16 protein-coding genes are annotated in these 19,257 nt (G+C 61.0%); 9 read left to right on the plus strand and 7 right to left on the minus strand.

The window, feature by feature from the left end:
* The first annotated feature begins 81 nt into the window (after positions 1-81).
* On the plus strand, positions 82-915 hold the full coding sequence (locus tag DK366_RS15600; RefSeq protein ID WP_109126483.1) for an oxidoreductase: 834 nt from the start codon (positions 82-84) through the stop codon (positions 913-915).
* Positions 916-1,022: 107 nt separating this feature from the next.
* Here DK366_RS15600 and DK366_RS21580 read toward each other — a convergent pair whose 3' ends face one another.
* Both DK366_RS21580 and DK366_RS15605 read right to left on the minus strand, forming a co-directional pair.
* Positions 1,023-1,400, minus strand: coding sequence for a PDZ domain-containing protein (locus tag DK366_RS21580; protein WP_157956577.1), 378 nt, complete (start codon positions 1,398-1,400; stop codon positions 1,023-1,025).
* A 149-nt stretch (positions 1,401-1,549) separates the two neighbouring features.
* Positions 1,550-2,245, minus strand: a complete 696-nt coding sequence (locus DK366_RS15605) for a hypothetical protein (RefSeq protein WP_109126484.1) — start codon at positions 2,243-2,245, stop codon at positions 1,550-1,552.
* Between the two features lie 375 nt (positions 2,246-2,620).
* Between DK366_RS15605 and DK366_RS15610 the strand changes: the two genes are divergently transcribed.
* A complete protein-coding gene (locus tag DK366_RS15610) occupies positions 2,621-3,145 on the plus strand; it encodes an FHA domain-containing protein (RefSeq protein ID WP_109126485.1) in 525 nt (174 codons plus the stop codon).
* 5 nt (positions 3,146-3,150) lie between these two features.
* Positions 3,151-4,827, plus strand: a complete 1,677-nt coding sequence (locus DK366_RS15615; protein ID WP_109126519.1) for a protein kinase — start codon at positions 3,151-3,153, stop codon at positions 4,825-4,827.
* 24 nt (positions 4,828-4,851) lie between these two features.
* On the opposite strand, the gene DK366_RS15620 is transcribed toward DK366_RS15615, so the two are convergent.
* Positions 4,852-5,784: a LysM domain-containing protein gene (locus DK366_RS15620; protein WP_232821074.1), complete on the minus strand. Its 933-nt coding sequence runs from the start codon at positions 5,782-5,784 to the stop codon at positions 4,852-4,854.
* A complete protein-coding gene (locus DK366_RS15625) occupies positions 5,781-6,623 on the minus strand; it encodes a PP2C family serine/threonine-protein phosphatase (protein WP_109126486.1) in 843 nt (280 codons plus the stop codon). The genes DK366_RS15620 and DK366_RS15625 overlap by 4 nt, the downstream gene beginning before the upstream one ends.
* A 426-nt stretch (positions 6,624-7,049) precedes the next feature.
* On the opposite strand from DK366_RS15625, the gene DK366_RS21700 reads away from it, so the two are divergent.
* Together DK366_RS21700 and DK366_RS21705 are read left to right on the plus strand one after the other, a co-directional pair.
* Positions 7,050-8,138, plus strand: coding sequence for a sulfatase-like hydrolase/transferase (locus DK366_RS21700; RefSeq protein WP_198651591.1), 1,089 nt, complete (start codon positions 7,050-7,052; stop codon positions 8,136-8,138).
* A complete protein-coding gene (locus DK366_RS21705; RefSeq protein ID WP_198651592.1) occupies positions 8,126-9,487 on the plus strand; it encodes a sulfatase-like hydrolase/transferase in 1,362 nt (453 codons plus the stop codon). The genes DK366_RS21700 and DK366_RS21705 overlap by 13 nt, the downstream gene beginning before the upstream one ends.
* A gap of 235 nt (positions 9,488-9,722) precedes the next feature.
* On the opposite strand, the gene DK366_RS15635 is transcribed toward DK366_RS21705, so the two are convergent.
* The 3 genes from DK366_RS15635 to DK366_RS15645 form a co-directional block, all read right to left on the minus strand.
* A complete protein-coding gene (locus DK366_RS15635; protein ID WP_109126487.1) occupies positions 9,723-10,691 on the minus strand; it encodes a hypothetical protein in 969 nt (322 codons plus the stop codon).
* A 338-nt stretch (positions 10,692-11,029) separates the two neighbouring features.
* Entirely contained in the window at positions 11,030-12,490 is a 1,461-nt protein-coding gene (locus tag DK366_RS15640; RefSeq protein WP_198651593.1) for an arylsulfatase, read from the minus strand.
* A 23-nt stretch (positions 12,491-12,513) separates the two neighbouring features.
* A complete protein-coding gene (locus tag DK366_RS15645; protein ID WP_109126489.1) occupies positions 12,514-13,458 on the minus strand; it encodes a transporter in 945 nt (314 codons plus the stop codon).
* 464 nt (positions 13,459-13,922) lie between these two features.
* Between DK366_RS15645 and DK366_RS15650 the strand changes: the two genes are divergently transcribed.
* The 4 genes from DK366_RS15650 to DK366_RS15665 all read left to right on the plus strand — a co-directional run bounded on the left by DK366_RS15650 (position 13,923) and on the right by DK366_RS15665 (position 18,912).
* Positions 13,923-15,254 carry a DUF1254 domain-containing protein gene (locus DK366_RS15650; RefSeq protein ID WP_198651594.1) on the plus strand — a complete coding sequence of 444 codons (1,332 nt, stop codon included), beginning with the start codon at positions 13,923-13,925 and terminating at the stop codon, positions 15,252-15,254.
* Between the two features lie 205 nt (positions 15,255-15,459).
* The gene (locus tag DK366_RS15655) at positions 15,460-16,863 is read left to right on the plus strand and encodes a DUF1214 domain-containing protein (protein WP_198651595.1); all 1,404 of its coding nucleotides are present in this window, start codon (positions 15,460-15,462) and stop codon (positions 16,861-16,863) included.
* Positions 16,863-18,395, plus strand: coding sequence for a DUF1254 domain-containing protein (locus DK366_RS15660; protein WP_109126492.1), 1,533 nt, complete (start codon positions 16,863-16,865; stop codon positions 18,393-18,395). The genes DK366_RS15655 and DK366_RS15660 overlap by 1 nt, the downstream gene beginning before the upstream one ends.
* A 58-nt stretch (positions 18,396-18,453) precedes the next feature.
* Complete coding sequence (locus DK366_RS15665; protein WP_157956578.1) at positions 18,454-18,912, plus strand: hypothetical protein; 459 nt, start codon at positions 18,454-18,456, stop codon at positions 18,910-18,912.
* Positions 18,913-19,257: the final 345 nt, after the last annotated feature.

Here is a 19,257-nt window from a genome sequence, read left to right on the forward strand (position 1 = left end):
GAAGATGAGCCAAACCGGCCTCAATACGAAGGCCATTGATGCGTATTGTGCACCCTTCTTCCGCTTTCAGGAGTGACCAACATGGCAACCGCCAGGACTTTGCTCATTACCGGAGTCAGCAGCGGGTTCGGCCGGGCACTCGCTCAAGAGGCCCTGGCCAGAGGGAACCGCGTTGTCGGAACCGTGCGAAATGCGCAGGTGCTGCGCGAATTCGAGATGCTGTCCCCGGGGACAGCCGTGGGCCGCGTACTGGATGTCACCCACTTCGATGCGATCGACGGCGTGGTTGCCGACATCGAAGAAACCGTGGGCCCGATAGACGTGCTGATCAACAACGCCGGATACGGCCATGAGGGCATTCTGGAAGAATCGCCGCTCGCGGAGATGCAACAACAGTTCGCCGTGAATGTATTCGGCGCCGTCGCCATGATGAAGGCGGTACTGCCGTACATGCGTCGCCGTCGTCGGGGACACATCCTCAACATCACGTCGATGGGCGGATACATCACCCTGCCCGGCATTGCCTACTACTGCGGCAGCAAGTTCGCACTGGAAGGCATATCGGAAACGCTTGGCAAGGAAGTGGCGTCGCTGGGCATTGCCATCACCGCCGTCGCTCCCGGCTCGTTCCGCACGGACTGGGCGGGTCGTTCCATGGCAAGAACACCCCGCTCCATTCCCGATTACGACGCGCTGTTCGATCCCATCCGCGCCACTCGCCAGGAAAAAAGCGGAAAGCAGCTCGGCGACCCTGCCAAGGCAGCAAAGGCCATGCTCGATGTCATCGACAGCCCTTCGCCGCCAGCGCATCTGTTACTGGGAAGTGACGCGCTTGGGCTGGTGCGTCAGAAACTGTCCGACCTGACGGCCGAGATCAATCAATGGGAGTCAGTGTCGCGCTCGACTGATGGGTGACGAATTCGGTGGATCTGTCGCCGGGTACTAAAGGTCGGGTACTAAAGGCATGTCCGTCTTGGGTTGAAGGCAGACCTTCGACGGATCCACGCCAGGTCTTGCATCTTCTATTTGAGCGCCTTGTAGGCTTCGCTGGTAACACTGACTGTCCGAGCGTTGCCGTTGTTGACGACACCAAGAGTCGCAGTGTCTTCATCAGTTCGCGGCAATTTTTCGAGTAAATCGCTAACCAGATAAACGGGTGTGTTGTTCAACGAAGTTATGCGGTCGCCCTTATGCAAACCCCAAAGGCCATCGGGGGAAACACTCATTACTTCAATTCCTTTGTTCCCCTCGGAATTGAGGGTGAGCGCCTTGTGGTCTGACCGTCGCCATACAAGGGAGCTATCCGATGTGTGCTTGTAGTCGTTCCAATCCTCGGCACATACATTGGCAGCACAGATGCACGTTGCCAAAGCAAAAATCCATTTCCTGGAAATGAGCATTGCATTTGTCCCTCTCGGCCGTTTGATCGAAGCCTAAGGAGCACCTCGCCTCAATGGCTTCTGCCAGAAGTCACTAAGGTTCGCTTTCGGTCGAAAGCGAACCTAACTTATCCGCACTGCACGTTCGGAAGGCCCTAAAAGGCTACCGCTCAGTTCGATGCCAACTTGTGCGCATCCGAGTCGGCTCCGTTGGACAAGGCTGCGTCCATGCGGGTGGCCAGAATGTCCAGGCCATGCCCCGCTTCGCTGGCGGCGCCGGCCATCTGGTTGACGACGCGCAGCAATTCGCGGGGTTGATAGTCGTCCATCTGCATGTCGACCAGGATGTCCGCCATCCGCTGGCCACTGAACACGCTGGATGTGTCCTGGATAATGATGGCGGACTCGCTGGCTTGAGCAGCGTAGATGCTGGAATAGCGCCGCAAGCGATCACTGTTGATCCAGCCGGCCGACTGATTGGCTACGGCAACGTCCCAAGCTTCGCGACGCAGCGACGGCCAGCGCCAGTCAAGGTAAAGCCCGTCGGGGTCGGCCTCGTGGATATGGCGATTGATATCCACTATGGATGCGTGCGCCTTGAGATCGGCAACCAGACCGTCGCGAATCTTTTCCAGCGCATGCATGCGACTGAAATCGTGGTCGCGGCTCTCCTTGACGTGCACAAGATTCTCGCGAATCTCCGCCTCGATGTTTGCCGTGGCTTCGGCGGCAGCGTGCTGATGGTGTACATGCTCGATCCATGCCTCCAACCCAAGGGCGGTAAGGATGCTGAGCACGATCATCAGATAATGGCTGGCGAACTCCTTCAACGAACGAAGGTGCACCTGACGCACTTCAATATGCATGACGCGAATCCCTTGCGGTCAATGAAATGGCTGGGCGCGAGCGTAGCCGATCACTCGCCGCCATCGCAGTGCCGCGCACGGCTGTGGCCATGGCCAGGCACCTGGCCCGGCCTTCACACGGCCTATCCCGAGAGCGTCGCCTGCCGCGACCTTCGCGCCCAAACGCACAGCCCGCCTGCCACCGCTAACGCCAGACAGGCGCAGGGAGGGATAACCCCGCCCCTTTTCCACCGTTTTTTCACGCCGGCATCAGCTCAACCAAGCAAGCTGTAAGGGACAGGAAAGGCATAGGGGTGGGTGCGCAACTCAAGTTTGTGCACCTTTGGCCGATTCGGTAACTTTGCAACTCGCGCGATTCATTAGCCAAGGCGTTCGATGGAAAACTCTCGTCACACCCCATCGACCACGGCCGGGCAGCGGCTTGCCGGTACCCAGGGAACCCAGCTGTTTTCCAGCGGGGAACTCAGCCAATGGGCGGCCGAAGCGGGCGCCTCCGCTCACGGGCATGCCACGGCGCGCGAGCCGGTTCTGCAGGGCACGAGCATGGGCCTGGAAGGCCACCGCTTCTCCCTGCGCGCCGGTCGACAGACCATCGGGCGCCGCGACGACAACGACATCGTTGTTAACGAGCCCAGCGTTTCGTCGGCGCACGCGTGGATCATCAACCAGCAGGGCCATTACGTGGTGATGAACACGCTGTCCACGAATGGCACGTTCGTCAACGGCACGCGCGTGCACGAAGCCACCATCAAGCACGGTGACCGCATCCGCTTTGGCCAGGTGGAATTTGTTTTCCTGACGCACGAGTCACACGCACGCCGACCGGTGGGCATCTTTGTGCTGACCGGCGCGCTGGCATTGACCGGGCTGGGTGCACTGCTGTGGTGGTGGCTGCTCTGAGCGTCATGGATACGGCCGAGCTGCCGCGCCATATCGGTCGCTACCGCATCGACGGCATCCTGGGCGAAGGTGCCATGGCGGTGGTCTATGCGGGCTTTGACCCGGGCATCGACCGACCCGTGGCCATCAAGTGCCTGCACCGCGATGCCGCCTCGGCGGCCGGGTCCGATCGTCGCCTGCTGCTGGAAGCACGGGCGTCGGGGCAGCTCGTGCATCCCAACATCGTCACCATCTTCGACAGCGGCGAAACCGACGACGGACGTCCGTACATCGCAATGGAACGCCTGCCCGGCGACACGCTCGCAAGCATGGTCGCGCGCGAGGGCTTGCCGCCGCTGCCGATGGCGATCGAGCTGGTGTCGCAGATGGCCGCGGCGCTGGATCATGCGCACGGCCAGGGCATCATCCATCAGGATGTGAAGCCCGAGAACATCATGCTGGCGGATGGTTGGCACTACGCCAAGCTCAGCGACTTCGGCATCGCCGAACGTCGTGCACGTCAGAAGACGCGCACCGGCAACCTGCCCGTCGGCGGCACGCCTGCGTACATGGCGCCCGAACGCCTGCGCGGCGAACCGGCGGACGAACGCAGCGACCTGTTTTCTCTGGGCGTGGTGCTGTACTGGCTGATCACCGGCAAGCTGCCCTGGCCAGAGATGCCGGACATGAAGCAGCTGATCCGCGAGCGGCAGCGCCACCCTCATCCCGAGGTGACACCGCTCGATCCCGCCGCGCCTGCCCTGCTGACCGACGTGGTGAGCACGCTGCTGGCGCCCACGGTGGAGGCGCGCTATCAATCCGGCGCCGAGGTGATCAACGATCTGCGCCTTGCGCGGCGCGAATACGAGCGCACGCACGAAACGCCCATCGCCACGCGCATCATTTCCCTTCGCTTGCGCTGGATCGGCACGCTGGGCGCCATCCTGTGCCTGGTGTTGCTGCTGGGCCTGGCCGGCATCTACGCCAAGCAGAACATTGCGGTGAACGGCCTGGCCACCGATTTCGGCAGCTCGCTGGGCCGCATCGTGGCCGGCGAATCGGCGGAGAACCTGCTGCTGGGCGACGAAGCGGCCACCCGCGCGCTGGTGCAGGACGTATCGCGCAACCAGCAGATCCATTACCTGGCCATCGCCAATCGCGAGGGAAAGGTGGTGGCCAGCACGCAATCGTCGGACCTGGGACGGCCACTGGATGACGCCGGCGAGTCGCAGCCTTTGGCGTCGTTCCCCGATGTGAAGCGCTACGTCGGCCATCCAGCGGGGCTGGACAATATGATGGTGTTCGACGTGCCCATCCGCTACCAGGAAAAGACCGTTGGCGAACTGCGCCTTGGCGTAAGCAACGCGCCGCTGGTTGCCGCGCAGCGCACCACGCTGGGTGTGATCATCGCCGTACTGCTGGTGACGCTGCTGGCGTTGATCACTGCGGCCTACTGGCTGTTCCGCCAGCCGCTGGCCTTGATGGCCATGCTCAACGACGCACTGATGCGCGTGGCGCGCGGCGAATATCGGCACCGCATCCGCCTGGCGCGTCGCGACGAACTGGGGCAATTGTTTGCCTCGTTCAACCTGATGACCCACGCGCTGGAATCACGCCATCCCGGCGATGCCAAGCCCGCGCCCGGCCCGGCGGCACAGAGCGCCCAACAACCCACGCTGGTCGTATCGCCGCCCTCGGAGTGACGCCGGACACCGGCGCGTGCTGACTCAAATCTGATTGAGGCGCCGCTGCAATTCCAGCGCACGCGCGCGATAGATCACGGCACGCTCGTAACCCGGGTCCACCGCCAGAATGCGATCCCAGAGTGCAATGGCCTGGTCCAGCTTCTGGTCGCGATAGAGCACCACCGCACGTTCGTGGTACGACGCCAGCAGTTGTGCACGCACGGTGGGGTCGCCTGCCGGCTTGACGTGCGGGTCCAGCGTCAGCGCCTCGTCCAGGCGGGTCATCGCCTGGTCTTTCTGGCCTTGCTTGAAAAGCGCGGTGCTCTCCGCCTGCAATCGCTGGGCCTTGATGGCGGATGACTCATCGGCCGACGGTGCAGGCGTTGCCGGCGCCGCAGCCGTTGATACGGCACCACGCGGCGCGCCGCGCGTCGGTGCACCACCGGCCGACGCATTGCGTGTCGTCGCCGGCAGAAGGATGGTGTCGCCCGCGTGCAGCGCGGAAGGGTTGGTCGAGCCGCTGTAGCGCGCCAGCACCAGGAACTGGTTGGAGTCGCCTAGATCGCGCGCGGCCAGCGTGCTGTAACTGTCGCCCGGCTGCACCACGTAATTGCGCGAGCTCGCGCCCAGCGCCACCTTGGGGTCCACGGTGAGCTGGCGCAGCAGGTTCTGCGCGGCGCGATCATTCGGGTAGCGGGCCAGATAGCGGCGCAACTGCTGCTCGCCTTCCGTATAACGGCCGTGCTGAAGATACGTGCCGGTGATAACGCTCAGGCTCAGCGGCTGCTCGTTGTCCGACGCGGTGGACGCGGCCGCGCCGTTCGCCGACGTACCGCTGAAAGCGCTGCCCACCTTGGACTTCAATGCACCCACCTGCGTGCAGCCCGACGCGCCCATCACCAGGGCAACGCACAACCCGGGCGTCGCGCATCGGGCGACGTGCCACCGGGAACCCACCGCAACCTTCAAACTCATGCCTCGTCCTGCAGGGTGGCCCGCGCATCGTTTCGTCGCAGGGCCGACAACATCGCCTTCCGTAGCGAAGGCCAAAACCCACCAGACGATGGGCGCGCAAAGCTCAACGCGACATTGTCCCCTTTTGCGCCGCCACGTTCGACTGCCAGATGGATCGCCTCGCGCAACGCCCGCTGCTGGTCAGCGCGCTGGACGAAGCGCGCCAGCTCCGCTTCCTTCAACTGCGTCCACAGGCCATCGCTGCACAGCGCGAACGCGTCGCGGTGGTTCAACACGCCGCTGCCGTGCTCCACCACGGGCGCGTCGGGCCCGCCCAGCCCGCGCAGCAGCAGTTGCTGATCGTCGTGCGTCGACAGCTCGTCCGCCGTGATCTCGCCCAGCCGGTGCCTGGCCTGCGCCAGGCTGTGGTCTTCGGTGCATCCCAACAGGCGACGGCCGCGAAAGCGGTACAGACGGCTGTCGCCAACGTGAGCCCACGCGATGCGATGGTCCCTGACAAGAAAGGCGACAATCGTCGAATGAGGCGCGCCACGGGCCACCTGTTGCTGGCGGCAACGAAGTTCGGCGTGGGCGGCCTGGCAGAGCGACTCCAGGAACAGCGAGGTCGGCTGCTCGCGCCACGTGCCCTGGTCCCACAGGCGCCGCGCCGAATCGATCACGCCCTGCGACGCAAGCTCGCCCGCGCCATCCCCGCCCATGCCGTCGGCGAGCACCAGCAGATAGCTCCCGGTCGCCGCGTCATGGAAACAGACCAGGTCATCCTGCTGCTCGGCACGGCCACCTCGCGCGCGGCCGGCGACAATGCCGGGAAGCGCATGGAATTCGATCGCGTTGTCCACCCCTGCCCCCTTGGAGACCGCCACGGCATCGTGTCTTTCCCGGATGCACATCGGCGCGTCGAGCCCCGTCCATGGGCACAGCGTACATCGCGTCACCTCTGCCGCAAGGCCATCCAAACCCTGGCCTGCATTGCGTCGATGCTTTCGTGATAGAGCTCACCGAAAGGCGTGGTTGGGCCGCCGAGGTCAATCAGTGGGAGTGAGTGTCGCGCTCAACTGAGGGATGACAGCTTCCGTCGTGCCTCGCGCCACCGCGAGCGCTCGGACTTGTCTACTTCACCCGCTACGCCAGTCCCATCGTAGAAATACTCAAGCGCGAACCGTATTGCTACGGTATTGGGCCTGCGGGCAGCAGGGGCATCATGAGGTTCCTGGTACCTGTCAGAAGGTACTTTCGTGCACGCGTCCTGCTCCGGGAGCATCACCATGTTCCGTCAACAGGTGTTTCTGTCCTTCTTGATCGTGGCACTCGTCTGGTCAGTCGCTGCCTTCAGTCAGACCGCGAAAGATGCCTCCGCATCAAGTTCCGCTGCTGGCACTCAACTCCCTCTTTCGCCGGCTGGCTTCAAGGGAACCATTGGCACGACCTACAAGGATTCCAAGTCCGACTTTCCGCAACCGATCGCCCCGCCGAAGGGCGCGCCCAACGTACTCATCATCCTCATCGATGATCTCGGTTACGCGGGAACCAGCACCTACGGCGGCATCATTCCGACGCCAAACATCGACAAGCTGGCACACGAAGGGCTGATCTATACCGAGATGCACAACACGGCGCTTTGCTCGCCCACGCGCGCTGCGCTGCTCAGTGGCAGGAACCACCATGACGTGGGCATGGCCAGCATCACCGAGGGCGCAACGGGCTTTCCGGGCTACAACAGCATCTGGGGAGAAGATGCCGCGTCGATCGGCCAGGTTCTCAAGTACCACGGGTACAGCACCGCCGCCTTTGGCAAATGGCACGACACCCCTGACTGGGAGACCAGTTCTGCTGGTCCTTTCGACCGCTGGCCGACAGGCAAGGGCTTTGATTTTTTCTATGGCTTCCAGGGTGGCGAAACGAGCCAGTATTACCCGCAGCTCTACCAGAACACGGTGCCCGTTGAGCCGAACAAAACCCCCGAGCAGGGCTATACGCTCAATGAAGATCTCGCCGATCACGCCATTGCGTGGCTTCGCCAACAACAGTCGGTGGCTCCGTCCAAACCCTGGTTTGTCTACTACGCACCCGGCGCAATGCATGCGCCGCATCATGTCCCTGAATCGTACATTGCCCGCTTCAAGGGCAAGTTCGACATGGGCTGGGACAAGTATCGCGAGATAGCCTTCGAGAACCAGAAGAAGCTCGGCGTGGTTCCGGCGAATGCCAAGCTCACTCCTCGCCCGGCGGAGCTTCCGGCCTGGGATTCGCTCAACGCTGATCAGAAACGGTTGTACGAACGACAGATGGAAGTTTTCGCGGGCTTCATGGCGCGCAGACCGACGAGCAGGTCGGGCGCGTATTGGACGCCGTAGCCCACAGCCCCAACGCCAACAACACACTCGTCATCGTGGCGCTGGGCGACAACGGCGCGAGCGCGGAGGGAGGCCTGGACGGCACCATCAACAACATGGGCACGCAGAACGGCTTCCCCGATAACGTTGCCAGCATGCTCAAGGTCATCGACGAGATCGGCGGACCCAAGCACGAGAACCATTTTTCCGTGGGTTGGGCATGGGCGGTGGATACGCCGTTTCAATGGACCAAACAGGTTGCCTCGCACTTCGGAGGAACACGTAGCGGGTTCCTGATCAGCTGGCCGGAAAAAATAGCAGCGCACGGCGAAGTGCGTTCGCAATGGCACCACATGGTGGACGTGGCGCCGACGGTGTACGAGGCGGTGGGTATTCCGGCACCTGCGTATGTCAACGGCATCAAGCAGCAACCACTATCCGGCGTGAGCATGCTTTATACGTTCAACGACAAGAACGCGCCGAGCCGCCATCACACTCAATATTTCGAAATCATGGGTAACCGCGCGATATACCACGATGGCTGGATCGCCTCTGCACGCCACGGCATTCCTTGGGTTCTCGTGGGAAGAAAGGGAGACTTCGAAAACGACAAGTGGGAGCTCTACAACCTCAATGACGACTTCAGCCAGGCAGACGACCTGGCCGCGAGGAATCCAGCCAAACTAAAAGAGATGCAGGCGCTGTTCGAAAGCGAAGCCAAGAAGAACCATGTGTACCCCATGGACGATCGCTTCTCCGAGCGAGGCAATGTGCCCGACCGGCCCAGCCTCACGCAGGGACGCTCGGAAATGACGTTCTATCCAGGGTCGGTGCGTATTCCGGAAGGTAGCGCCCCCAACGTAAAGGCGCGAACGCATAGCATCACGGCGGTGTTCAGCATGCCCGACAAGGGCGCACAAGGCGTGATCGTGGCCGCGGGTGGCAGCGCGGGATACACCTTGTTCGTCAAGAACAATCACTTGGTTTACGAAAACAATTTCTTCGGTCGCGAGCGTGACGTCATCACATCAAAAGACCCGTTACCCAAGGGCACGGTAACCGCCATCTTTGAGTACACCCAGGAAGACAAGACCATTGGCGGAGGCGGAACGGGCCGTCTTGTGGTCAATGGAAAGGAAGAGGGGAAGATGAAGTTCAACCACGTGGTGCCCTACCGCTACGGCGCCACTGAAACCTTCGACATCGGTGAAGACACCGGTGAAGCCGTGTCCACGCAATACGAAGGGCCCTTCCCGTTCACCGGTCAGCTGGATCACGTCACCTTCAAGATCCAACCTTCTCAAGCGACGGCGGAGCAACAGGAAAAGGCCCGCCAGATGGAGCTGCAAATTGAGATGGCCACCGAATAGGAAGCGTAGATCATGTTTCGCCTTTGAGACCGACTACACCAAGTCCGCCTCGGATCGAAAAGCGACTTCAGGCAAGATGGATCCTGATTATGGGCCACCGATCGTCTGATCAATGACCGATCGCATAGAGACTTTTAGCGTGTCCACCAGTTTTCCAGGAAAGCCGCCCGTTTGAGGCCAAAGAGCCCTTACCCTGCGCCGCCTCGCCCGAACTTGGGCGAGACGGCGCAGCACATCATTTATGGTCGAACTGCGCCGTCGAATCGATCCATACGGTTCCCGTGTAACCGGATATTTCGCCGAAGGCAAAATACGTAAGCGGACTCCAATTCAATTTCCTGCCGTATCGGTGACATACAAACCCGCCGGTGTCATCCACCACTGCTGAACCGAGCTGGCCCGATTCGTAGTAGTTGCCGTTGAAGAAGACCAGAGCTTCATCCCCAGGAATGAAACCCGTACCCGTGACAACCTCGTCGTAAAGCCAATCGTTAGCGTGCACGACCCATGTCACTTCGATCGTCGGCACCCTCAGTGCAGGTTTGCTGACCGGCCACCCTCCCGGCTCCAATTTCGTCGATGGTCCCGTACGGGAGCCAGTAAATCCGATTTGCTGCTGCGTGTTCCTGTCGGTCAAGGTGCCAGTCATCGCGGTGCCGTAGGGATCGCATGAGCATTGGTATTCGCCTTCCGTCCCGTTGGTCCATTGAACCACGAAGCAAAAATTGTCAAACCACCGCGGATACGTGGTTACGCCATTGCTTGAATCAATGCAGGCGGCGACGGATTCATTGCCTTCGATCCCCGCCTTGTGCGATCCGGTAATGCGGGCGGCGGGCGTTAAAACGTAGAAGCCACCGTCGGGGCGAACGACAAAATTGAACCAGCTGTCCCAGCCATTGGCTTGTTCGAAGTGCCACGCGCCAGCCACCGGCGAATAAGGTCCTGTATAGCCCGAAGCGTCCATGACTGGCTTACTGTAGAACCGTGGATGCGCAAACCACCACTCGACGTGTGTAAAGTCGAATTGCTCTTGCGCGGACTCCGTGCCTCGTCCGCGCACCATCAGTGCGGCGAGTGAATCACCCTCCCCTATCGCCCCTATCTTCAGTAAATGACGACGCAATTGATCGTCAACAAAGGCAGGGCCGTTTTCCGTTATCAGGTTTCGCATCGTCATGCTCACGTTTGCGGAATCGCTCATTGGAACATCCTCCAAACCAGTGAGAACCCAATGCCTGGGCACAGATCACCCAAGCGTCTGCCTCCGCGCGGCGGCACGCTTTGTCGATTTCGATAGGCGCAGCGCTCAATGCGGCGCGAACGGCATCAACCGTGATAACTCATTTCTTGCGATGAAACGTTATAGCTTGCGATCTATTGCTGCGCAGATCGAAAGATCTATCCCTCTTCAGCGCAGTATTCCGCATGCGTCTTCTTCAAAGATGACAGCGGAAACCTGATCAAGCTGATGGCTGTGGGATAAAACACAGCGATTAGGTCGAACTAACGCGGAGGGTTCATCTGTTACGTCCCGCCAGCTCACTTCCCCGGGCGATAAGGATCAGGCGTTCCCATCGGTATCGGCGGGTACTTCTTCAAGCTCGCTTGCCACTCCGCGATGATCTTGCCCATGGGCGCCGCGACCCACGTGTTCTTGACCGCCACGTTGCGCTCCTCCTTGAGATCGGCGAGCAAGTTGAAGATGCGCGGCTCGGCGAGAACCTCCGGCGCGTCGTACATGTTCACTTGCCAGATGAAGTGCATCTTCCAGTTGCGCCACTTCACCGCATAGAGCTTGTCGGCGACATACACGGGGAACCCGTCGCGAGTTGAGTTTTCCTGTTTGCCGAGGAAGAAAGGCATCTGGTCGACGCCGTCGATGGGGCGATCCTTGGGAACCTCGGCGCCGGCCACGTGAGCCAACGTGGGGAACATGTCGACGACGTGCACGATCTCGTTGCTTACGCGCCCCGCAGGAATGTGCCCTGGCCAGCGGATGATGAAGGGCGCACGCAACGACGCCTCCATCGCGGTGAAGTACGTGCCGCGCCATGGGCCGCTGTCGCCTTCCCACGGGTCGGTGCCTTCGGGGCCGTTGTCGCTGGCAAACACCACGATGGTGTTGTTTGCGATGCCGGCGTCCTTGATCGCATCCAGGATCTGCCCCGTGCGGTAATCCATTTCGGCGAGCACATCGGCCCAATCGCCATTGCCGGTCTTTCCCACGAAGTCGGGTCCCGGCAGCGTGGGCATATGCACCATCGATGAGGACACATACGCGTAGAACGGTTTGCCGACCGCGGCGTTTCGCTGGATGAAGGCGATGGCACGCTTGGTGATCTCCGCCTCCATGGTCCGTCGCGTTTCCATGGTGAGCTGCGCTACCTGCTTCGCGTTTTCACCCTTGTGCGCTTCATAGATCGGTTCCAGTGGCGCAATCGACGGGTCCCAGCCTTGCTTGCTTCCCACGGCCGGCGTGAGCCCGCCGCTTTCCGTTTGTGCGGACCACATGGCCTCGTCATACGTGCGTGGAATGCCAAACCATTCGTCGAAGCCCCGGCGATGCGGCAATCGCCCTTCCTCGCTACCCAGATGCCACTTGCCCCACATGCCCGTGGCGTAACCCTGGCGGGAAAGCACCTGCGGCATGGTGATTTCCCATTGCGTCAGGCCGTCAGCTTGTCCCCCCATCGGTACGGCGTACGTACCCGAGCGATAGGAGAAGCGGCCCGTCATCAGCGCGGAGCGCGTCGGCGTGCATTGCGCTTCCACGTTGAAGTTCGTGAGTCGCAAACCTTCTGCCGCGAGTTGGTCGATACGTGGCGTGGGCGCGCCGCGCAGCACGCCGCCACCATAAACACCCAGTTCGCCGTAGCCCAGGTTGTCGACCAGGATGAAGACGATGCTCGGCTTCTCGCGACTTGCCTGTGCTGCCGCATTCACATACAACAGCGACAACACCGCAAACACCATAGCGCATATCAGCGATCTGACTTTCATGCGGCCTCACTCCTGCACAAGCGCTACATCGGAATATTGACCACCAGCACCAGCGGATCGCCCTTCACGCGATTGGTGACATCAAACTCTTTCATCCAGCGAAGGTTGAAGCTCAGCGTCTTGTCCTTGTCCCACGTCTTGGCGTACTCGATGGCCGGACCCACGGCGAGCGCATGACCCTTGAAGCCGTTGAGCAACCTGGCGGTGGGGCCGCTGTCGTCCTGCAGCTGATAGATCCAGCCACCATCGACGCCGAAACCCCAGCCATTCGGGAGACGTTTCATCACCAGCGCATCCAGCCGGAACACCGAGCCGTTCTGGTAGTCGGTCGCGTTATTCCTGGAATAGATATCGATACCCGCGAGCGCGCTGAACTCGAACGTGCCCTGCTGAAACAGATGCGTGTAGCCCACGGCTGGCGACGTCGTCCAGACATTGAGGCCGTCGTTCGCCAGCTTGCCTTTTTGGAAATCGGCCGTGGGCGCGTACACATAAACGCCGAAGGACCAATGCTCGACCTCGCTTACGTGGTAGCTCGCGATCACCGGCGCGAAATACAGGTCATACAGCGCCGAAGAGCTATCGGTCGTTCGCACGGCTCGTCCGGCGAACGCTACATCGGCAGTGGCATCGGTCGTCATGTAGGGCAGCGTAAACATCGACGCGAAGTTCCAGCGCCCCTGCCCCGTGTTCCACACGTAGATAAGCGCCGCCGCGTAAAGGTTGGCCGTGGCCTTGGTATCCACCGCCAGCAAGCCACCCACGGGCGCCTGCCTGGCGCCACCGACAGTGCCTGAGTAGTAGACATAACTCAGTGATACCTGAAGCCCTGGCGACGGCGGAACAATGCCAACGTAGGAAGTGATTTGCGCGCCGGTAATGGAGCGCCCAAGCGCGCCTTCGGTTGCCGACACCCATGTTGGCTGTGACAGCGCGAAGATCATGGCCAGCTTCAATAACCAGCGCATAGAGCATCCGGTGAGCGAGTGGACCCGACCCCGTCTACCGTCTGCCCGGCCAAGCCGAGCTTCAAGCGTAAATGCACGGCCATATGACGAGTAAAACTACGTAGCGGGCACCCACGCCACGAACACGGGTTGAACCGAGCAAGCTATATGCAGCCGTTTGCCGTCTCGGCCACCAGCCAGCGCCTCATCTGATTTCGCGAAAGCGCAAGGCATAGGTAGTTTTACGCAAGCCTTTGTTCGTACTTTACGGACGCGAAAAATCCTATATGCGTGATTTGATAAGCAGACCTTCCTTGCCATTGGGGGCTTCTGCCATGCGTCATGCGAATGCTCGCCACGCCGTTGTCCTTACCTTGCTGGCCACCTCTTTAGGAGCGCTTTCAGTAGGCGCTATCGCTGCAGCCACCACGCCGCCGCAAGCCCCAGCGCAAAGCCCCATTCCAGGCCCGGTAGCCAACACGCGCATGACCGAGTCCTACGTGCGCATGGTGACGCGTGACACCTTCTTTTGGGCGTGGCCGATGATCAACGTCTACAGCCGCCGCGTGGTCTTTTCACAGCTCAAGGAACCGGGATTGCTGGGAGGCACGGTGCCTGTGGCGCCACCCAATCATCTGAGCATGTTGCACAGCTACGTCGACCCTGCCGAACGCGCTGTGGCATGCCCCAATCAGGATGTGGGCTACGGCATCGCGTTGCTTTCGTTGGACGTCGAACCTGTCGTTGTGCAGGTGCCTGATTTTGGCGACCGATTCTGGGTCTATCAGGTGGTGGATACGCGCACCGACAGCTTTGCCGACCTCGGCAAGATGTATGGCACCAAGCCCGGCTTCTACCTGCTTGCCGGCCCCAACTGGAATGGCACAGTGCCCAAGGGCATCTCCGGCGTATTCCGCGCCAAGACCAACACGGGCGTGGTGATACCGCGCGTGTTCATGGATGACACGCCGGAAGACCTGAAGGCGGTGCAGCACTTCGTCAATCAGATCGACGTCTATCCGTTATCCAAGTTTGACGGCAAGGCCACGCAACACGACTGGACAAAGAGCCCCACCATTCCCGCGCCGACGCAGGGCGGCGGTGAAACCAAGTGGGTTGATCCGGCCAAGTTTGTTGACGAGCTTCCCGTTGTGCTCAAGGACACACCCCCCATGCCGGGCGAAGAAGTGCGGTATCAGCAGATCCAGTCCGTGCTGGACGCGGCAGCCAAGGACCCGAAGCTGAAGGCCGCCATGCTCGATGAAGCCAAGAAGGCTGACGCAGAGGTCGTCACCCCACTCTTGCAGTTCCGCAATTACGGCATTCCCCTGCCCGCCAACTGGACCACCCAGAACAACGGCGCAGCCTTCGGCACGGATTACTTCACGCGCACGGCCGTGGCGCGCTCCAACATCTTCGTCAACAAGCCGAACGAAACGAAGTACTTCTATCAGGACCTGGACGAAGCCGGCGGCCGCCTCAACGGCAAGACCAACTACACGGTCACCTTCACCAAGGACGAGATGCCGCCGGTCAACGGCTTCTGGTCGCTCACGCTTTACAACGACACGCACTTCTTCGAGCCCAACGCGATCAAACGCTACTCGGTGGGCACCAAGAACAAGGATTTAAAGCTCAACGCCGATGGTTCGCTCACCATTTACGTACAGAGCACACCTCCTCCGGGAGAGAAGCGCGCGAACTGGTTGCCGTCGCCGAAGGGTGATTTCTCGCTCTACGTGCGTGCTTACTGGCCCAAGGAAGCGGTGACCAGCGGACAGTGGACGCCGCCGCCTGTCGTTAAGGCGAAGGGATAACGATTCGCTCTCGCCCGATTTGGTCTCTCGGATACCAAAAGCTCCCTCATTGTCGCCACCGCAAAGGGGCATACCCATGGATCGTCGCCAGTTCATGAAATCGACCGCTGCCGGTGCGCTTGCGTCGGCCACCGGCCTATCCCTCGCGGACACAGCGTCAGCGTCTGCCCCCGCCGCGTCGAAGCCAGTCACACAGAGCATCACCATGCCAGCGGCAACTGCTGACCGCGAACCGCTTGGAGGGCAACCTCCGCCGGGATCGAAACCTTCCGTCACCGACTTCGATGCACAGATCAAATACCACCGCGCGTTTGAAGCCGTGCTGTGGAACATGCCGGCTATCGCCATCTACTCCTTCCGCCGCGCAGCGTTCGACACGCTCAAGCTGAAGGACAACGACATCATCGTCTACTCGGCGCCGGCCACGCCGAAGCTGGAAGCCATCACGGCCAACGCCACGACGCCCTACATTTCGTCGTTTACGGATTTGCGCAAAGGCCCGGCAGTATTGGACGTGCCTGCGGCTGGACCGGATGGGAGCCTCTACGGCCAGGTGGTCGACGCATGGCAGTTCACCATTGCTGACGTGGGCCCGGCTGGCCTCGATCAAGGCAAGGGTGGCAGGTATCTCTTTACGCCCCCCGGTTACAAGGAAGCGATCCCGCCGGGGTTCATCCATGTGCCATCCCCCAACTACCGCATCGCGTTTGCGTTCCGCTCCGTGCCCGCGCCGGGCAAGACGGCTGCCGACGCCTACACGTACGCGCAGCGGCTTCGCATGCACTACCTGTCCGAAGACAAGAACCCACCCAAGCAGCGATTTATCGATCCCATCAACGAACGCTATCCCACACTGCCGTTCTACGACGAGCGACACTTCGAGGACATGCACGACATCATGACCGTTGAGCCTGTGCATGAGCAGGACAAGGTGATGATGGGCATGTTGGTGTCGCTGGGTATTGAAAAGGGCAAGCCCTTCAACCCGGACGAAAAAACCAAGGGAATCCTGAAGCAGGCCGCCATCGACGCGTGGTACTACCTTCAGTACTGGTACGACACGCAAGTATTCAAGAAGGCGTTCTGGCCAGATCGCCACTACGTCGCCTTGTTGCAGGCGGACGCAAACAAGCGCTTCACCTTCGTCTACGACGACCGCATCGACCTTATCGAGCGTGCAGCCGAATACTTCTGGTGCACGTACATGCCCAAGGTGCTGGCGGATGTTCCCGCCACGCAATACCTGATGGCAGTGGCCGACAAGAACGGCAAGTTGCTGGAAGCGGGCAAGCTCTACAAGGTGGATGTTCCCAAGGACATGCCGGTGAAGCAGTTCTGGGCGCTGACCGTGTACGACCGCGCCACCTTCTCCTTCATCTACACCGATTCAAACCGCACCACGCTCTCGTCGTACGACATGGACAAGATGAAGAAGAACGCCGATGGCGGCGTCACCATCTATGTCGGTCCGAAAGCCCCTGCGGGCTTTGAAGAGAACTGGATACCGACGCGCGGCAAACGGCCGTTGCCTGCCATGCGTCTTTACGGTGTCACCGACGCGCTCAACAACCAGTCATTCAAGATGCCTGACTTCGAGGAGGTGGTGTGATGCTCTCGTTACCCGGATCCAAGAGCCTGCACGTACTTTCTGCCGCGTTGCTCGTAGCGCTGGCTGCGCCCATCGCATGCGCCCAGGCACAGTCGGGCGCGGCTTCACACGATGCGCTTGCCAATGCACCGTTCGCCGGCGACTTCCCGACCAAGGAGTCGGCCGATCTTCTGAGGGATGAGTTGTTCTTCCAGCGCGCCGTGCAGGTGTATCTGTGGGCGCTGCCGGCAGTGAACATCTACGCGATGAAGGAAGGTTCCGAGAAGGTGTACGGCGCGGGCTACAACGTGCTACCCGTGTGGAAGGAACGCCTTAACGCCAAGACCAAGGTGACTACGCCGAACTCCGATTGCCTCTATGCGATGGGTTACGTGAACCTCGCGAAGGATGGTCCCATCGTGGTGGAAGTGCCACCGAAGAATCAGGGCATTTTCGATGACTTCTACCAGCGGCCGCTCACGGGACCGACCCTCAACGACCACACCTTCATGGGTGACTTCGGCTTTGCCGGTCCTGATGGTGGCAAGGGTGGCAAGTACTTGTTGGTGCCGTGGGATTACAAGGGCGATACGCCTGCGGGCTACTTTGTTTTCCGCTCACGCACCAACAACGTGCTGGTGTTCTATCGCGGGTTCTTCACCGATCCCAAGGATCTGGGGCCGGCCAACAAGCTGATTGCCGGCACTCGCATCTACCCGCTCAACAAGCCCACTGGCGCGGCGGCGATGAAATTCCCGGACGGCTCCAAGACACCCGCTTTCATGTTGTTCCCGCACGACGGCACGTACTTCGACATGCTCAAGCGTTTCGTGGATGAGGAAACCGTGGACCCGGCCGACATGGATTGGCGGGGCATGATGGCCGCCATCGGTATCGCCAAAGGCCAGCCGTTCCAGCCCACGCCACATCAACGCGAGTTGCTCGACAAGGCCGCCAAGACAGCGTTTGCGATGAGCAAGGTAGAAATCTGGGATGAGCTACTCAACCAGCCCGGCGGCCGCTATTACCCGGATCGCCAGTGGGAGAACGTGTTTGCCGGACAGAACCCCGAGTTCCAATCCAGCGGCACGTTCACCAACCTCGTGCAACGCGACGCGTACTTCACCTCGGCCTATGCCACCAGCCCCGGCATGGTGGTGGACATGGTGGAAAAGGGAGCGAAGTATCCATCGGCGTGGCGCGATGCCGAAGGCAACTATCTGAGGGGCGATCACACCTATCAGCTGCATCTACCGCCCAATGTGCCTGCGGCCAACTTCTGGTCCGTGACGGTGTACGACCCGATCAACGCATCGGGCCTGGAGAACGGACAGCCGTTGCCCTCACTCAACTCCATGGACAAACCCGTGCAGAACGCGGATGGCTCCTTCGATCTCTACTTCGGCCCCAAGGCGCCTGCTGGCAAGGAACACAACTGGGTGCGCACGCTGCCCAACAAGGGCTACTTCATCATCTTCCGTCTCTATAGCCCGAAACAGGCGTTCTTCGACAAGACGTGGAAGCCGGATGACGTGAAGAAGATCAGCGACTGAGTGGTGAATCGGGGACGCGAGTGCATCAGGCCACTAACCTTCATCTGGCGATACGCACATGGCAAAGAGTCTGACGAATTTCAGATCGACGGGCGTGATAGTCGTTGGGGCGCTATTGATCGCAGGCGCTGTCTTCGCCGTGTGGTCGGCCCACCAATACAAGAAGCACGCGAATGCGAGCATGGCCAGCTCATCGGAGGAACGCCATCAGGATGACGCTTACGTCAGGTCCGAGGAAGCCGTTCGCCGCGCCACGCTTGGAAACATCGCCCTTCGCCAGGCGCAGACCAACCCGGACAGCTACACGCTGGATCACGCATCGATCATGGAGGACGGTGTTGTCTGCTACGCCTATCACGCACGGAACGCGTCGGGCAGCATGGATGCCGGCACGGCCGTGCTTTCCGCAGGCAACGAACTCATTCGCGCCGACATGGCGGAGGAAAAAGCGGCGTGGGAGAAGTCATGTGCCAGCAAGACGGGCACGGACGTCACGGCATCCGTTGAACCACACTGACGCGGAAAGCCGGAGCCGAATTTCGCATTCGAACGTTCCCGTGCTTGATCACGCACTGCCAGGTGTGGCGCGCCGCATGCAACACGGCGCGCCACAGGGGTGATCAACGGGCTCGCGAGTACCTCACGCCGGAAGTTGGCCGGCGAGTGCTCCTTGCCGATAGTGCAATGCGCGGCTCGCGCTAGCCGTGCTGCTCGGCCTCGCGCTCACGATGATCCGCCCGCCCCGGCATGCCGAAGGTTGCACGCAGAGGCCCGCGTTGCCGTCCGTGGACAACGTGGCTGTCACCCAAGCGGGTCGTGAGTGCGGGAGGCGCGGTGCTGCGCGGGCGCCGTGTCAGGTTCG

The organism is Dyella sp. C11 (genome assembly GCF_003121485.1).
Taxonomy (GTDB): Bacteria; Pseudomonadota; Gammaproteobacteria; order Xanthomonadales; family Rhodanobacteraceae; genus Dyella.

Coding starts and splice junctions, on each gene's coding strand:
- DK366_RS15615 (WP_109126519.1), top strand. CDS start 3,151: ATGGATACGGCCGAGCTGCCGCGCCATATCGGTCGCTACCGCATCGAC.
- DK366_RS15645 (WP_109126489.1), bottom strand. CDS start 13,458: ATGCGCTGGTTATTGAAGCTGGCCATGATCTTCGCGCTGTCACAGCCA.
- DK366_RS15655 (WP_198651595.1), top strand. CDS start 15,460: ATGCCAGCGGCAACTGCTGACCGCGAACCGCTTGGAGGGCAACCTCCG.
- DK366_RS15640 (WP_198651593.1), bottom strand. CDS start 12,490: ATGAAAGTCAGATCGCTGATATGCGCTATGGTGTTTGCGGTGTTGTCG.
- DK366_RS15650 (WP_198651594.1), top strand. CDS start 13,923: ATGACCGAGTCCTACGTGCGCATGGTGACGCGTGACACCTTCTTTTGG.
- DK366_RS15620 (WP_232821074.1), bottom strand. CDS start 5,784: ATGAGTTTGAAGGTTGCGGTGGGTTCCCGGTGGCACGTCGCCCGATGC.
- DK366_RS21580 (WP_157956577.1), bottom strand. CDS start 1,400: ATGCTCATTTCCAGGAAATGGATTTTTGCTTTGGCAACGTGCATCTGT.
- DK366_RS15600 (WP_109126483.1), top strand. CDS start 82: ATGGCAACCGCCAGGACTTTGCTCATTACCGGAGTCAGCAGCGGGTTC.
- DK366_RS15610 (WP_109126485.1), top strand. CDS start 2,621: ATGGAAAACTCTCGTCACACCCCATCGACCACGGCCGGGCAGCGGCTT.
- DK366_RS15660 (WP_109126492.1), top strand. CDS start 16,863: ATGCTCTCGTTACCCGGATCCAAGAGCCTGCACGTACTTTCTGCCGCG.
- DK366_RS15635 (WP_109126487.1), bottom strand. CDS start 10,691: ATGAGCGATTCCGCAAACGTGAGCATGACGATGCGAAACCTGATAACG.
- DK366_RS15605 (WP_109126484.1), bottom strand. CDS start 2,245: ATGCATATTGAAGTGCGTCAGGTGCACCTTCGTTCGTTGAAGGAGTTC.
- DK366_RS15665 (WP_157956578.1), top strand. CDS start 18,454: ATGGCAAAGAGTCTGACGAATTTCAGATCGACGGGCGTGATAGTCGTT.
- DK366_RS21700 (WP_198651591.1), top strand. CDS start 7,050: ATGTTCCGTCAACAGGTGTTTCTGTCCTTCTTGATCGTGGCACTCGTC.